Annotated in this window: 16 protein-coding genes; 8 read left to right on the top strand and 8 right to left on the bottom strand. The window is 71.1% G+C overall.

Annotated elements, in window-relative coordinates:
* Positions 1-136 precede the first annotated feature (136 nt).
* Genes galT through galK form a run of 3 tightly spaced genes read left to right on the top strand, consistent with a single transcriptional unit; the run spans position 137 to position 3,349 of the window.
* Positions 137-1,198, top strand: coding sequence for a galactose-1-phosphate uridylyltransferase (gene galT, locus ACF1GV_RS24045; protein WP_391684363.1), 1,062 nt, complete (start codon positions 137-139; stop codon positions 1,196-1,198).
* Entirely contained in the window at positions 1,195-2,157 is a 963-nt protein-coding gene (gene galE / locus ACF1GV_RS24040; protein WP_391684361.1) for a UDP-glucose 4-epimerase GalE, read from the top strand. Before galT ends, galE begins: the two co-directional genes overlap by 4 nt.
* A gap of 40 nt (positions 2,158-2,197) precedes the next feature.
* Positions 2,198-3,349 carry a galactokinase gene (galK, locus tag ACF1GV_RS24035; RefSeq protein WP_391684358.1) on the top strand — a complete coding sequence of 384 codons (1,152 nt, stop codon included), beginning with the start codon at positions 2,198-2,200 and terminating at the stop codon, positions 3,347-3,349.
* Here galK and ACF1GV_RS24030 read toward each other — a convergent pair.
* The gene (locus ACF1GV_RS24030) at positions 3,342-3,785 is read right to left on the bottom strand and encodes a GNAT family N-acetyltransferase (protein WP_391684356.1); all 444 of its coding nucleotides are present in this window, start codon (positions 3,783-3,785) and stop codon (positions 3,342-3,344) included. The genes galK and ACF1GV_RS24030 overlap by 8 nt on opposite strands.
* A gap of 239 nt (positions 3,786-4,024) precedes the next feature.
* Between ACF1GV_RS24030 and ACF1GV_RS24025 the strand changes: the two genes are divergently transcribed.
* Positions 4,025-4,804 carry a LuxR C-terminal-related transcriptional regulator gene (locus tag ACF1GV_RS24025; protein WP_391684354.1) on the top strand — a complete coding sequence of 260 codons (780 nt, stop codon included), beginning with the start codon at positions 4,025-4,027 and terminating at the stop codon, positions 4,802-4,804.
* Here the strand turns inward: ACF1GV_RS24025 and tamR are convergent.
* Entirely contained in the window at positions 4,763-5,260 is a 498-nt protein-coding gene (gene tamR, locus ACF1GV_RS24020; protein ID WP_363263345.1) for a MarR family transcriptional regulator TamR, read from the bottom strand. The genes ACF1GV_RS24025 and tamR overlap by 42 nt on opposite strands.
* Positions 5,261-5,348: 88 nt before the next feature.
* Between tamR and ACF1GV_RS24015 the strand changes: the two genes are divergently transcribed.
* The 3 genes from ACF1GV_RS24015 to ACF1GV_RS24005 all read left to right on the top strand — a co-directional run bounded on the left by ACF1GV_RS24015 (position 5,349) and on the right by ACF1GV_RS24005 (position 6,765).
* Complete coding sequence (locus tag ACF1GV_RS24015) at positions 5,349-6,161, top strand: trans-aconitate 2-methyltransferase (protein ID WP_391684350.1); 813 nt, start codon at positions 5,349-5,351, stop codon at positions 6,159-6,161.
* Positions 6,162-6,163: 2 nt separating this feature from the next.
* A complete protein-coding gene (locus ACF1GV_RS24010) occupies positions 6,164-6,526 on the top strand; it encodes a glyoxalase (protein ID WP_391684347.1) in 363 nt (120 codons plus the stop codon).
* A 65-nt stretch (positions 6,527-6,591) separates the two neighbouring features.
* On the top strand, positions 6,592-6,765 hold the full coding sequence (locus ACF1GV_RS24005; protein WP_361628410.1) for a CsbD family protein: 174 nt from the start codon (positions 6,592-6,594) through the stop codon (positions 6,763-6,765).
* Between the two features lie 72 nt (positions 6,766-6,837).
* On the opposite strand, the gene ACF1GV_RS24000 is transcribed toward ACF1GV_RS24005, so the two are convergent.
* Positions 6,838-7,512 (bottom strand): TetR/AcrR family transcriptional regulator, encoded by a 675-nt coding sequence (locus ACF1GV_RS24000; protein ID WP_361628412.1) that lies wholly within the window; start codon positions 7,510-7,512, stop codon positions 6,838-6,840.
* On the bottom strand, positions 7,509-8,522 hold the full coding sequence (locus ACF1GV_RS23995; protein ID WP_391684344.1) for an acyl-CoA desaturase: 1,014 nt from the start codon (positions 8,520-8,522) through the stop codon (positions 7,509-7,511). Before ACF1GV_RS23995 ends, ACF1GV_RS24000 begins: the two co-directional genes overlap by 4 nt.
* Positions 8,523-8,813: 291 nt before the next feature.
* Here ACF1GV_RS23995 and ppc point away from each other — a divergent pair, with 291 nt between their 5' ends.
* The gene (gene ppc / locus ACF1GV_RS23990) at positions 8,814-11,546 is read left to right on the top strand and encodes a phosphoenolpyruvate carboxylase (RefSeq protein WP_391684341.1); all 2,733 of its coding nucleotides are present in this window, start codon (positions 8,814-8,816) and stop codon (positions 11,544-11,546) included.
* Positions 11,547-11,621: 75 nt separating this feature from the next.
* Here the strand turns inward: ppc and ACF1GV_RS23985 are convergent, their stop codons facing one another.
* The 4 genes from ACF1GV_RS23985 to ACF1GV_RS23970 all read right to left on the bottom strand — a co-directional run bounded on the left by ACF1GV_RS23985 (position 11,622) and on the right by ACF1GV_RS23970 (position 14,421).
* Complete coding sequence (locus tag ACF1GV_RS23985) at positions 11,622-12,329, bottom strand: LPXTG cell wall anchor domain-containing protein (RefSeq protein ID WP_391684339.1); 708 nt, start codon at positions 12,327-12,329, stop codon at positions 11,622-11,624.
* Positions 12,330-12,485: 156 nt separating this feature from the next.
* Positions 12,486-12,989 (bottom strand): hypothetical protein, encoded by a 504-nt coding sequence (locus tag ACF1GV_RS23980; RefSeq protein ID WP_391684336.1) that lies wholly within the window; start codon positions 12,987-12,989, stop codon positions 12,486-12,488.
* 42 nt (positions 12,990-13,031) lie between these two features.
* Positions 13,032-13,628, bottom strand: coding sequence for an aminoacyl-tRNA hydrolase (gene pth / locus ACF1GV_RS23975; RefSeq protein WP_363263337.1), 597 nt, complete (start codon positions 13,626-13,628; stop codon positions 13,032-13,034).
* Between the two features lie 202 nt (positions 13,629-13,830).
* Positions 13,831-14,421 (bottom strand): 50S ribosomal protein L25/general stress protein Ctc, encoded by a 591-nt coding sequence (locus ACF1GV_RS23970; RefSeq protein WP_391684333.1) that lies wholly within the window; start codon positions 14,419-14,421, stop codon positions 13,831-13,833.
* Positions 14,422-14,614 lie beyond the last annotated feature (193 nt).

Genomic DNA, 14,614 nt, shown 5'->3' with positions numbered 1-14,614 from the left:
TTCTGGTGATGGTCTTTGTTGGATTGTGATGTGCAAGGGCCTGGTGGGTTGTGACGTGTTATGTTTGATTGTGTTGAGTCAGAGCAGTGCTTCGGTCCCCCAGCAGGCGCTTGGGTGCGGACAGAGGGAGTCCGGCGTGAAGAAGACCTCGACCCGGCTGGCCGACGGTCGTGAGCTGATCTACTACGACCTGCGCGACGACATGGTGCGGGGCGCGGTCGACCGGCGCCCGCTGGAGCGGACCGTGACGACCTCCGAGATCCGCCACGACGCGCTGCTCGGCGACGCCGTGGCGATCGCCTCGCACCGCCAGGGCCGCACCTACCACCCCCCGGCCGACGAGTGCCCGCTGTGCCCGTCGGAGGGCGAGCGGCTCAGCGAGATCCCCGACTCCTCCTACGACGTCGTCGTCTTCGAGAACCGCTTCCCCTCCCTGGCCGGCGACTCCGGTCGCTGCGAGGTGGTCTGCTTCACCTCCGACCACCACTCCTCCTTCGCCGATCTGACCGAGGAACAGGTACGGCTGGTCCTGGACGCCTGGACCGACCGCACGTCGGAGCTGTCGCATCTGCCCTCCGTCGAGCAGGTGTTCTGTTTCGAGAACCGCGGTGCCGAGATCGGCGTCACCCTGGGCCACCCCCACGGGCAGATCTACGCCTACCCGTTCACCACTCCCCGCACCGCGCTGATGCTGCGCCAGGTGGCGGCGTACAAGGAGGCGAGTGGCGGCGAGAACCTCTTCGACGCCGTCGTGGAGCGGGAGCTGGCCGGCGAGCGGGTCGTGCTGGAGGGGGAGCACTGGGTGGCGTTCGTGCCGTACGCGGCGCACTGGCCGTACGAGGTGCACCTGTATCCGAAGCGGCGGGTGCCCGACCTGCTGGCGCTGGAGGAGGGGGCCCGCACAGAGTTCCCCCAGGTCTATCTGGAACTCTTGAGGCGCTTCGACCGGATCTTCGGAAGTGGTGAACCGCCCACGCCGTACATCGCCGCCTGGCACCAGGCGCCGTTCGGCCCGCTGGCGGAGCACGACGGCGTCACCCGTGACGACTACGCGCTCCACCTGGAGCTTTTCACCATTCGCCGTACGTCCGGCAAGCTGAAGTACCTCGCGGGCTCCGAATCCGGCATGAGCGTGTTCATCAACGACGTGCCTCCGGAGCGCGCGGCCGAGCGACTGCGAGAGGTAGCGAGTTCATGAGCGGTAAGTACCTGGTGACGGGCGGTGCGGGGTACGTCGGCAGCGTGGTGGCCCAGCATCTGCTGGAGGCCGGCCACGAGGTCGTCGTCCTCGACAACCTCTCCACGGGATTCCGGGAGGGCGTCCCGGCGGGCGCCGCCTTCGTCGAGGGCGACATCCGCGACGCCGCCAAGTGGCTGGACTCCTCCTTCGACGGCGTGCTGCACTTCGCCGCCTTCTCGCAGGTCGGCGAGTCGGTGGTGAAGCCGGAGAAGTACTGGGACAACAACGTCGGCGGCACCATGGCCCTGCTCGGCGCCATGCGCGAGGCGGGTGTGAAGAAGCTGGTCTTCTCCTCCACTGCCGCCACCTACGGCGAGCCGGAGCAGGTCCCGATCGTCGAGACCGCCCCGACGAAGCCCACCAACCCCTACGGCGCCTCCAAGCTGGCCGTCGACTTCATGATCTCCAGCGAGGCGACCGCGCACGGCCTGGGCGCGGTCTCCCTGCGCTACTTCAACGTCGCCGGCGCCTACGGCGCCTACGGCGAGCGTCACGACCCCGAGTCGCACCTCATCCCCCTGGTGCTCCAGGTCGCCCAGGGCCGCCGCGACGCGATCTCGATCTACGGCGAGGACTACCCGACGCCGGACGGCACCTGTGTGCGCGACTACATCCACGTCGCGGACCTGGCGGACGCCCATCTGCTGGCCCTGAAGGCCGCCCGGCCGGGTGAGCACCTGATCTGCAACCTCGGCAACGGCAACGGCTTCTCCGTCCGCGAGGTGATCGAGACCGTCCGCAAGGTGACCGGCCACCCGATCCCCGAGGTGGTCGCCCCGCGCCGGGGCGGCGACCCGGCGGTCCTGGTCGCCTCAGCGGACACCGCCCGCGAGCGCCTGGGCTGGCAGCCGCGCCGCGCGGACCTCGCCGGCATCGTCGCCGACGCGTGGGAGTTCGCGCAGAACCGCGCGAAGTAACGCACTTTCGAGCAGAAGGTACGAAAGGTCAGGGTCAGGGATGAGCGAGGCCGTCGCCGAGCGGTTCGAAGAGCTGTACGGAGCCGAGCCCGAAGGGGTGTGGGCGGCGCCGGGCCGCGTCAACCTCATCGGCGAGCACACCGACTACAACGACGGCTTCGTCATGCCGTTCGCGCTGCCGCACACCGCGGTCGCCGCGGTGAGCCGGCGCGAGGACGGCCGGCTGCGGCTGCACTCGGCGGACATCGAGGGCGGCGTCGTCGACCTGCGCGTCGACGATCTCGCCCCCGAGTCGGACAAGGGCTGGACGGCCTACCCGGCGGGCGTGGTGTGGGCGCTGCGCGAGGCCGGGCACCCGGTGACCGGCGCGGACGTCCACCTCGCCTCCACCGTCCCGGCGGGCGCGGGCCTGTCCTCCTCGGCGGCCCTGGAGGTCGTCGTCGCCCTGGCCCTGAACGACCTGTTCGGCCTCGGCCTGCGCGGCTGGCAGCTGGCCCGGCTGTGCCAGCGCGCCGAGAACGTCTACGTCGGCGCCCCGGTCGGCATCATGGACCAGACCGCGTCGGCCTGCTGCGAGGCCGGCCACGCCCTGTTCCTCGACACCCGCGACCTGTCCCAGCGGCAGATCCCCTTCGACCTCGCGGCCGAGGGCATGCGCCTGCTGGTCGTCGACACACAGGTCAAGCACGCGCACAGCGAGGGCGAGTACGGCAAGCGCCGCGCCGGCTGCGAGAAGGGCGCCGCGCTGCTCGGTGTCGACGCCCTGCGCGACGTGCCGTTCGACGGTCTGGACGAGGCGCTGGCCCGGCTGGGCGACGAGGAGGAGGTCCGCCGCCTGGTCCGGCACATCGTCACGGAGAACCACCGGGTTCAGCGGGTGGTGTCGCTGCTGGAGTCCGGCGACACCCGCGCCATCGGCCCGGTCCTCGTCGAGGGCCACGCCTCCCTGCGCGACGACTTCCGCATCTCCTGCCGCGAGCTGGACCTGGTCGTCGACACGGCGCTGGCCTCCGGCGCCCTCGGCGCCCGCATGACCGGCGGCGGCTTCGGCGGCTCGGCGATCGTCCTGGCCGAGATCTCCGCTGTGGAGACGATCACGAAGGCGGTCGAGGAAGCCTTCGCCACGGCGGGACTGACCGCCCCGCGCGTGTTCGAGGCGGTGCCCTCCGCGGGCGCGCGCCGGCTCATCTGAGCCGCTTCACCAGCGTGTACTCCGTGATCCCCGGCGGATAGTCGGGGATCACGCACACCACCTCGTAACCCTGCTTGGCGTAGAAACCGGGCGCCTGGAAGTCCCAGGTCTCCAGGCGTACGGCGGTGCAGGCACGGTCGGTGCGGGCGAGGCGCTCGGCCCGGGCGAGCAGGCGGGAGCCGAGGCCGGCGCCGCGGTGCCGCTCGTCCACCCACAGATGGTCGACGTGCAGCCAGCCGGCCCAGGTGCGCCCGACCAGGCCGCCCGCGAGATCACCGGCGTCGTCCAGTGCCCACAGATGCAGGGGGGCGTCCCGCTCGTCGGGGGTGCCGCGCAGGGCGCGCAGCACGGGGGAGGCCGCCGTGTTCGCCTCACGGAGGCGCGAGCGCAGCAGATGACGTCGCTCTTTGTCCACTCGTGCCTCAATACGGAACATGCGGCTCACCCTAAACGCTGGGATCCGCCAGTTCTGCAATTCTCCTTGCCCTGCCCGGCTGCGGCCCTACCCTGTGAACAGCACCGGTGGGGGCCGGTGCCGTTCAGGGGGCGAGTGACGTCGGGTACGGCGCTCCGCGGGGGGAAGCGGTCCGGTGCGGCGGCGGCCGTACGGTTCGCCCGGCCCCTCGGGCGCCGTATCCGTGCCGGTCGTCGTGGCGAGGCCAGTGGGGGTCATCCGTGGTGCGCATCCGAGTCCTGGTCGTCGACGACCACCGCATCTTCGCCGAGTCGCTCGCCGCGGCGCTGGCCGCCGAGCCGGACGTCGAGGTCGCCGCGGCCGGCAGCGGACCGGCCGCGCTGCGCTCGCTGGAGCGGGCGGCCGCCGAGGGCCGCCGCTTCGACGTGGCTCTCGTCGACGCCGACCTGGGCGCCCTGCCGCCCGCAGTGCGGCCCGCGCCGCACCTGCCGGAGGGCGGTGACGAGGGCGTCGTCGACGGGATCTCCCTGGTCGTGGGGGTGCGTACGGCGCAGCCGCAGGTGCGGATCGTGGTGCTCGCGGAGAAGGACGACCCGCGGCGCGCGGCGCTCGCCCTGCAGGCCGGGGCCTGCGGCTGGGTCGCCAAGGACTGCTCGCTGTCCCGGCTGCTGAGCGTGATCCGCGGGGTGCTGCGCGACGAGACGCATCTGCCGCCCGCCCTGCTGACCGGCGTCCTGCGAGAGTTGACGGCCGCGCGCAAGCACCGCACCGAGAGCGAGCGGCTGGTGGAGTCCCTCACCCCGCGCGAGCGGGAGGTGCTGCGCTGCATGGTCGCCGGGCTCGGCCGCAAGGCGGTCGCCGAGCGGCTGTTCCTCTCCCCGCACACCGTGCGCACCCATATGCAGAACGTGCTGGGCAAGCTCGGTGTGCACTCCACCCTCGCGGCCGTGGCGCTGGCCCGGCGGGCCGGCGTGGGACCGGCGGACCTGGTGGGCCCCTCAGCCGGGGATGTTGTCGAACGGGGCGGTCAACTGGCGTAGCAGCCCGGCCAGTTCGCCGCGCTGGGCACGGGAGAGCTCGGCGAGGATCGCCCGCTCCTGGTCCAGCAGCCCGGCCAGTGCCTGGTCGGCGCGGTCGCGGCCCTCGTCGGTCAGGCGCACCAGCACCCCGCGGCGGTCGCTCGGGTCGGGCAGCCGCTCGACCAGGCCCTTCTTGGCCAGGCGGTCGATCCGGTTGGTCATCGTCCCCGACGTCACCAGCGTCTGGGTCAGCAGCTGCCCGGGGGAGAGCTGATACGGGGCGCCCGCGCGGCGCAGGGCCGTCAGTACGTCGAACTCCCACGGCTCCAGACTGTGCTCGGCGAAGGCAAGACGGCGCGCCCGGTCCAGGTGCCGGGCCAGCCTGCTCACCCGGCTGAGCACCTCGAGCGGTTCCACGTCGAGGTCCGGACGCTCCCGGCGCCACGCTGCGACCAGCCGATCGACCTCGTCCTCCATGGCGATCAGTGTAGTGGTTGTGTCGACATTAAGTCTCTTGATGTCGTGTCTCTTGACATCAAGATAAATCGGCGAGGACAGTGAGTCCATGACCAAGCCGACCTGGGACCCGGCCCAGTACCTGCGCCACGCCGGGCACCGCGCCCGCCCCTTTACCGACCTGCTGGCCCGCATCCCCGGCCCGCCCGGCGACCGCCCCCGCATCGCCGACCTCGGCTGCGGCCCCGGCAATGTCACCGCCCTGCTCGCCGAGCGCTGGCCCACCGCCCACATCACCGGCTACGACAACGCACCCGAGATGCTGGACGCCGCCCACACCGGCCACGAGGGCCCGACCTCCGGCGGAGGCCACCTCGACTTCGCCCACGCCGACGTGCGCCACTGGACGCCCGCGGAGCCGTACGACGTGATCGTCTCCAACGCCACCCTCCAGTGGGTGCCGGACCACGCCGACCGCTTCCCCCACTGGATCGCCGCGCTGCGGCCCGGCGGCACCTTCGCCTTCCAGGTCCCCGACAACATCGACGCCCCCCTGCACGCCCTGATGCGCGACCTCGCCGACACCCCCCGCTGGCGCTCCCGCCTCGCCGGCGTCCTGCGCCGCACCGACTCCGTCCACACCCCCGGCGCCTACCTCGACCGCCTCGCCCGCCTCGGCTGCGCCACGGACGTGTGGCAGACGACGTATCTGCACGTCCTGCCGGGCGACGACCCGGTACTGGACTGGGTCAAGGGCACCGGCCTGCGCCCCGCGCTCACCGCCCTCGCCGACGACGCCGAGGCCCGCGACGCCTTCCTCACCGAGTACCGCGACCTGCTGCGCCAGGCTTACCCGAGCGCGCCCTACGGCACCGTGCTGCCCTTCCGCCGCCTGTTCGCCGTGGCCGTCAAGGGGACCTGAGGATGATCACCGCGTTCGACCACGTCCAGCTCGCCGCCCCGCCCGGCAGCGAGGACGCCCTGCGCGCCTACTACACCGGCGTCCTCGGCATGACCGAGATCCCCAAGCCGCCGGTGCTCGCGGCCCGCGGCGGCTGCTGGTTCCAGGCGGGCGCCGTCCAGCTCCACATGGGCGTCGAGGAAGACTTCCGCCCCGCCCGCAAGGCCCACCCCGGGCTGCGCGTCACCGGCATCGAGGCCTACGCCGCCCACCTCACCGTGTGCGGCACCGAGGTCACCTGGGACGACAACCTGCCAGGTCATCTCAGGTTCTACGCCGAGGACCCCGTCGGCAACCGCCTGGAGTTCCTCGAGCCCCGCGTTTGAATCGCGCCCGTCTGGTCACCCGTAGCGATGAGACGCCCCTCAGACTTGACTGGGAGTGATCAGCCGTGGCAGGCGAGCAGAAGGCCAAGGGCAAGAAGGAGCAGCTGAAGGGCAAGGCCAAGGAAGCGGTCGGCCGCACCGTCGGCAACGAGCGCATGACCGCGGAGGGCGAGGCCGACCAGATGAAGGGCGACGCCCGCCAGGCCAAGGAGAAGACGAAGGACGTCTTCAAGCACTGAGCCCACATCTTCAGGCAGTCCACATGAGTCGAGGGCCCCCGGCGGACTCCGCCGGGGGCCCTCGCGTGTCGTTCAGCTCTTGCGGTGACCTATCAGCCGCGGCTTCGGCTCCAGGCCGTCCAGCCCGTGCCAGGCGAGGTTCACCAGGTGCGCGGCGACCTCCGCCTTCTTCGGGCGGCGCACGTCAAGCCACCACTGGCCGGTCAGGGCCACCATGCCGACCAGCGCCTGCGCGTACAGCGGCGCCAGCTTCGCGTCGAAGCCGCGCGACTTGAACTCGCGGCCGAGGATGTCCTCCACCTGGGTGGCGATGTCCGAGATCAGCGAGGCGAAGGAGCCCGTCGACTGGGGGATGGGCGAGTCACGGACCAGGATGCGGAAACCGTCCGTGTACTCCTCGATGTAGTCCAGCAGCGCGAACGCCGCCTGCTCGCACAGCTCACGCGGATGGCCGGCCGTCAGCGAGCTGGTCACCATGTCCAGCAGCCGCCGCATCTCACGGTCCACGACGACCGCGTACAAGCCCTCCTTGCCGCCGAAATGCTCGTACACCACCGGCTTGGACACCCCGGCCTTCGCCGCGATCTCCTCCACCGACGTGCCCTCGAAGCCCTTTGCGGCAAACAGGGTCCGACCGATCTCCAGCAGCTGCTGGCGGCGCTCGGCACCGGTCATCCGGGTGCGACGCACACGCCGCGGCTTGTCATTGCTGGAGGTGCTGGAGTCGGTCGCCACGGCGTCCATCATGCCGCTTCGGCGCTCGCCTTCCGCCGCCGGGAGCGGTCATCGTCGCTGTTGCGACGGGAATCGATACGCGAGCGTGACGGCCAGCGCACGTCGTACGCCCAGCCCAGCATCTCGAACCAGCGGATGATCCGCGCCGAGGAGTCGATCTGGCCGCGCATCACACCGTGCCGCGCGGAGGTCGGGTCGGCGTGGTGCAGGTTGTGCCAGGACTCGCCGCACGACAGGATCGCCAGCCACCACACGTTGCCCGAACGGTCCCGCGACTTGAACGGCCGCTTGCCCACCGCGTGGCAGATCGAGTTGATCGACCAGGTGACGTGGTGCAGCAGCGCCACCCGGACGAGTGACCCCCAGAAGAACGCGGTGAACGCGCCCCACCAGGACATCGTCACGAGCCCGCCGATCACCGCCGGCAGCGCCAGGGACAGGGCCGTCCACAGCACGAACTGCCGGGAGATCGCGCGCAGCGTCGGGTCCTTGACCAGGTCCGGGGCGTACTTCTCCTGCGGGGTCTGCTCCTCGTCGAACATCCAGGCGATGTGTGCCCACCACAGGCCCTTCATCAGCGCCGGCACGGTCTCGCCGTACCGCCACGGCGAGTGCGGGTCACCTTCGGCGTCGGAGAACTTGTGGTGCCTGCGGTGGTCCGCCACCCAGCGCACCAGCGGACCCTCCACGGCCATCGACCCGGCGATCGCCAGCGCGATCTTCAGAGGGCGCTTCGCCTTGAAGGAACCGTGCGTGAAGTGCCGGTGGAAGCCGATCGTGATGCCGTGGCAGCCGAGGTAGTAGAAGAAGACCAGCAGGCCGAGATCCAGCCAGCTCACGCCCCATCCCCAGGCCAGCGGCACCGCTGCCAGCAGCGCGAGGAACGGAACAGTGATGAACAGCAGCAGCGCGATCTGCTCGATCGAACGCTTCTGCTCGCCGCCGAGGGTGGCGGGCGGTACGGGCGTGTCGTCCGGCGCCTTACGCGCGTCTGCGATCACATCGGAGGAGCTAGTGGTCATACGCGTCCCCTGTGGGGTCGAGGGTCTGGGCGGTGCCGAGCTGCGGAAACCGAGTCCCTTTCCTACGGTTCCGTAACCTACGGCATCGTAAGTATGGCAGCGTGTTGCCCTGCGGCAAGAGCCCATGGGCCTGCGCGTTCCGACCGCCACCTATCCTGGAGTCGGTCGGACAGCGCGGTCCGCTCTGAAGTTTTTTCCCGGACGTCCGGCACGCAATCGGTGCCCGTCGCTCGAGACGCTCGTCCGGGTTCCCCTCCCAGACGAGCTTCAACACTGCAAGGAGCCGCACCTGTGAGCAGTGCCGACGACCAGACCACCAGCACGAGCAGTGAGCTGCGCGCCGACATCCGCCGGCTGGGCGACCTCCTCGGCGAGACCCTCGTCCGCCAGGAAGGCCCCGAGCTGCTGGAGCTGGTGGAGAAGGTCCGCCGACTCACCCGCGAGGACGGTGACGCAGCCGCCGAACTGCTGCGGGGCACCGAACTGGAGACCGCGGCCAAGCTGGTCCGCGCCTTCTCCACGTACTTCCACCTCGCCAACGTCACCGAACAGGTCCACCGCGGCCGAGAACTGCGCGCCAGGCGCGCCGCCGAGGGCGGCCTGCTCTCCCGCACGGCCGACCGGCTCAAGGACGCCGACCCCGAGCACCTGCGCGAGACGGTCCAGCATCTGAACGTCCGCCCCGTGTTCACCGCGCACCCCACCGAGGCCGCGCGACGGTCCGTGCTCAACAAGCTCCGGCGGATCGCCGCCCTCCTCGAAGAGCCCGTGCTCGACTCCGACCGGCGCCGCCACGACACCCGGCTGGCCGAGAACATCGACCTCGTGTGGCAGACCGACGAACTGCGCGTCGTACGTCCCGAACCCGCCGACGAGGCCCGCAACGCCATCTACTACCTCGACGAACTGCACGCCGGCGCCGTCGGCGACGTCCTGGAGGACCTCAGCGCGGAACTCGAACGCGTCGGCGTCAAGCTCCCCGACGACACCCGCCCCGTCACCTTCGGCACCTGGATCGGCGGCGACCGCGACGGCAACCCCAACGTGACCCCCCAGGTCACCTGGGACGTGCTCATCCTCCAGCACGAGCACGGCATCAACGACGCCCTCGACATGATCGACGAGCTGCGCGGGCTGCTGTCCAACTCCGTCCGCTACACCGGCGCCACCGACGAGCTGCTCGACTCCCTCAAGGCCGACCTCGACCACCTCCCCGAGATCAGCCCGCGCTACAAGCGCCTCAACGCCGAGGAGCCCTACCGGCTCAAGGCCACCTGCATCCGGCAGAAGCTGGAGAACACCAAGCAGCGCCTGGCCGGCGGCACCCCCCACGAGAGCGGCCGCGACTACCTCGGCACCAGCGAACTCCTCGCCGACCTGCGCATCATCCAGAACTCCCTGCGCGCCCACCGCGGCGGCCTGTTCGCCGACGGCCGCCTCGCCCGCACCATCCGCACGCTGTCGGCCTTCGGCCTCCAGCTCGCGACCATGGACGTCCGCGAACACGCCGACGCCCACCACCACGCCCTCGGCCAGCTCTTCGACCGCCTCGGCGAGGAGTCCTGGCGCTACGCCGACATGCCGCGCGACTACCGCACCAGGCTCCTCGCCAAGGAGCTGCGCTCCAGAAGGCCGCTCGCGCCCAGCCCCGCCCCCGTCGACGCGGCCGGGGAGAAGACCCTCGGCGTCTTCCAGACCGTCAAGCGGGCCCTGGAGGTCTTCGGACCCGAGGTCATCGAGTCCTACATCATCTCCATGTGCCAGGGCGCCGACGACGTCTTCGCCGCCGCCGTCCTCGCCCGCGAAGCCGGACTGATCGACCTGCACGCCGGCTGGGCCAAGATCGGCATCGTGCCGCTGCTGGAGACCACCGACGAGCTGAAGGCCGCCGACACCATCCTGGAGGAGATGCTCTCCGACCCCTCCTACCGGCGCCTGGTCTCCCTGCGCGGCGACGTGCAGGAAGTCATGCTCGGCTACTCCGACTCCTCCAAGTTCGGCGGCATCACCACCTCCCAGTGGGAGATCCACCGCGCCCAGCGCCGCCTGCGCGACGTCGCCCACCGCTACGGCGTGCGGCTGCGCCTCTTCCACGGCCGCGGCGGCACCGTCGGCCGCGGCGGCGGCCCCTCCCACGACGCGATCCTCGCCCAGCCCTGGGGCACCCTGGAAGGCGAGATCAAGGTCACCGAGCAGGGCGAGGTCATCTCCGACAAGTACCTCATCCCCTCCCTCGCCCGGGAGAACCTGGAGCTGACGGTCGCGGCCACCCTGCAGGCCTCCGCCCTGCACACCGCCCCCCGCCAGTCCGACGAGGCACTCGCCCGCTGGGACGCCGCCATGGACGTCGTCTCCGACGCCGCCCACGGCGCCTACCGCCGCCTGGTCGAGGACCCCGACCTGCCGACGTACTTCCTCGCCTCCACGCCGGTCGACCAGCTCGCCGACCTGCACCTGGGCTCGCGGCCCTCCCGCCGCCCCGGCTCGGGCGTCTCGCTCGACGGACTGCGGGCCATCCCGTGGGTGTTCGGCTGGACCCAGTCCCGGCAGATCGTCCCCGGCTGGTTCGGCGTGGGATCCGGCCTCAAGGCACTGCGCGAGGCAGGGCTCGACACCGTGCTCGACGAGATGCACCAGCAGTGGCACTTCTTCCGCAACTTCATCTCCAACGTCGAGATGACCCTCGCGAAGACCGATCTGCGCATCGCCCAGCACTACGTCGACACCCTCGTCCCCGACGAGCTCAAGCACGTCTTCGACACCATCAAGGCCGAACACGAGCTGACCGTGGCCGAGGTGCTCCGCGTCACGGGCGAGAGGGAGCTCCTCGACGCCCAGCCCGTCCTGAAGCAGACGTTCGCCATCCGCGACGCCTACCTCGACCCGATCAGCTACCTCCAGGTCGCCCTGCTCAAGCGGCAGCGCGACACCGCCGCGGCCGACGAGCAGCCCGACCCGCTGCTCGCCCGGGCCCTGCTGCTCACCGTCAACGGTGTCGCGGCGGGCCTGCGCAACACCGGCTGACCCGCCTCCGCACAGCACACGACGGTGCCCCCGAGCCGCACGGCTCGGGGGCACCGCCCGTTCCCGCAGGCCAGGTCAGCCCCGGGCCGCCCTGCGGCGCCGCACGACGAGGAAACCGCCGCCGGCGACCAGCGCCGCCGCGACACCCGACAGCACACCCACCGGCGCGCTGTTCCCGGTCTCCGCCAGGTCACCCCCGGCCGCACCGCCCTGCGCCGACGGCGACGAGGACGCCGACGGGGCGGCGCCGGCGCCGGACGCGGACGCCGAGGGGGCAGGCCCACCGGCGGAGGCGGAGGCCGACGGAGACGCCGAGGCGGACGCCGACGCCGAGGCGGACGCCGACGCCGACGGCACCCCGCCGCCCTGCGACGGCGAGCAGTCCGTCCAGAACACCTTGTGCTTCGCCGCCTTGCTCTTCTCACCGGCGAACTTCCAGAACAGCTTGTAGTGCCCGTCCGGCAGCGACAGATCCTCCGTACGGCCATGACCCGCGCCGTCCAGAGCGATCGCACCGGACTTCACCGTGTCGCCCTTCACGTCGGCCGTCGGCGCCCAGGACTCGATGTGCCAGGACACCTGCTGGCCGCCGTCAAAACCGAAGGCGTCCAGATAGAACGTGCACACGTGGGGCTCGTTGCGGCGCAGCTCCTCGCCGGTCGAGGCATCGTGGATCTTGACCGTGCCGTTGTCGCCGGGCGCGGTCGCATGAGCGGCAGGCGCCGTGAACACGGCAGCCGCGGCGAGGGCGCACACGGCGCCGACGCGGGTGGGGGTACGCATGGGCAGTCCATCTTCGAGAAGCGAACGGGAAGATGTGGAGGGGGCGGCTCAGCTTCCTGCCGCCCCGCGCAGAAGGTCAATCACGAACACGCAACACTCGTAGTCTCCACAACCCGGCAAACGGCGATACCCACCGAAGCGTCACGAAACCCGCGCTCACACCGCCAGGAACGCCGCCGTCAGCAACGCGATCCCCGACCCCGCCAGCACCCACGCCGTCCGCATCCACCGCAGCCCGCCCGCCACGACCACCGACGCCAGCAGCAACGCACCGCCCAGCGGCACCCACGCGTACAGGATCCCGGCCGGCCCCGAGCGCACGACCTCGTCACTGCCCGGCTTCACCACCACCGCGTAGGTACTGCCCTCCCGCACCGCCACCGGGTCGCCGATCACCACGGTGCGCGGCGCCGACGAGCCCGCCGACGCCGGCGTGTACGGCCCGCTGCACGTGTCCTCACCGCACCGCGTCACCACGACCGTCCCGTGCTCACGCCCCTTGGTCAGCATCACGTGCTGCGCCGACCCCCAGGACGCCCACACCCCCGCGACCACGATCAGCGCCGCCACCGTGCTCATCGCGGCGAGCCGCCCGAGCCGCAGCGCGGCGAGCGAGACCTGGCGGGAGCGGACGGCGGTGGCAGGCATGGCCGGGATCATTGGCCATCCCCGTGCACCCGGTCAACTCACGTAAGGGACAAGTCAGGAGTTGTACGCGCTCTGCGCCCGCTCCAGGCCCTCCGTCACCAGACATTCCACCGCGTCCGCCGCCCGGTCCACCAAGTAGTCCAGCTCCTTGCGCTCCGCCGACGCGAAGTCCTTCAGCACGAAGTCCGCCACCTGCATACGCCCCGGCGGCCGCCCGATCCCGAACCGCACCCGGTGGTACTCCCGGCCCATGGCCTTGGTGATCGACTTCAGCCCGTTGTGGCCGTTGTCCCCGCCGCCCAGCTTCACCCGCAGCGTCCCGTAGTCGATGTCCAGCTCGTCGTGCACCGCGACCACGTTCGCCAACGGCACCTTGTAGAACTCCCGCAGCGCGTTCACCGGACCGCCCGACAGGTTCATGTACGACATCGGCTTCGCCAGCACCACCCGCCGGCCCGCCGGCCCGGGCGGACCGATCCGCCCCTCGACGACCTGCGCCTGCGCCTTGCCGGCCCGCTTGAACCGGCCGCCGATCCGCTCGGCCAGCAGATCCGCCACCATGAACCCCACGTTGTGCCGGTTCATCGCATACTCCGGACCGGGATTGCCCAGCCCCACGATCAGCCAGGGGGCGTCGGCGGATGTGGTCACGTCCGTGTCTCCTCACGTGCGACAGCCGCTGCTTCCCGGCCAGGGAAGCAGCGGCTGGAACAGCTACCGCTGTGGGCAGTGGTTCTGCAGGGCGATGGGGCCCCTCCCGCTCGAGCGAAGCCGAGAGCGGGGAGGGTGGGCACAGCCCGCAGCGCCGGGTGCGTGGGAACCAGCGGCACGGACGCTACGGCTGAACCGCCGGTCAGGCCTCGGCGGCCTCTTCGCCCTCGGCACCCTCGGTGGCCTCCTCGGCCTGGGCGGCCAGGACCTGGATGACGACCGCGTCGTCCTCGACGGCCAGCTTGGCGCCCTTGGGCAGGGTGATGTCCTTGGCGAGGATGGAAGCGCCGGCCGCCAGGCCCTCCACGGACACCGTCACGGCCTCGGGGATGTGCGTGGCCTCGGCCTCGACCGGCAGGGCGTTCAGCACGTGCTCGAGCAGGTTGCCGCCGGGGGCCAGCTCGCCCTCGGTCTGCACCGGGATCTCGACCGTGACCGTCTCGCCACGCTGGACCAGCTGCAGGTCCACGTGCTCCAGGAAGCCCTTCAGCGGGTCACGCTGCACGGACTTCGGGATCGCCAGCTCGGTGCGCTGACCGTCGATGTCCAGGGCGATCAGGACGTTCGGCGTACGCAGCGCCAGCAGCAGCTCGTGGCCCGGCAGCGTCAGGTGCAGCGGGTCGGAGCCGTGACCGTACAGAACACCGGGAACCTTGTTGTCGCGGCGGATACGACGCGCGGCACCCTTGCCGAACTCGGTGCGCGACTCGGCGGCGAGCTTGACCTCGGACATACTGATCACTCCTCGTAGGAAGCTTGAAAACGGACGGGGTCACCCGGCCAACGAACGGCCTGCTACGAAGAGCGCGTCGATTACGGACCGCCGCACCCACAGGAAATGAGTACGGCCTCCCTCGCCGAGCAACTGCAGCAGTCTACTCGGACCGGGAGGCCCTACCAAAAGGATCACATCGGGGCCCGGCCGA

It is taken from the genome of Streptomyces sp. NPDC014006 (assembly GCF_043088925.1).
In the GTDB taxonomy this organism is placed as follows: Bacteria; Actinomycetota; Actinomycetes; order Streptomycetales; family Streptomycetaceae; genus Streptomyces.
The sequence above is the reverse complement of the archived record's forward strand: the minus strand, read 5'-3'. Positions and strand labels throughout refer to the sequence as shown.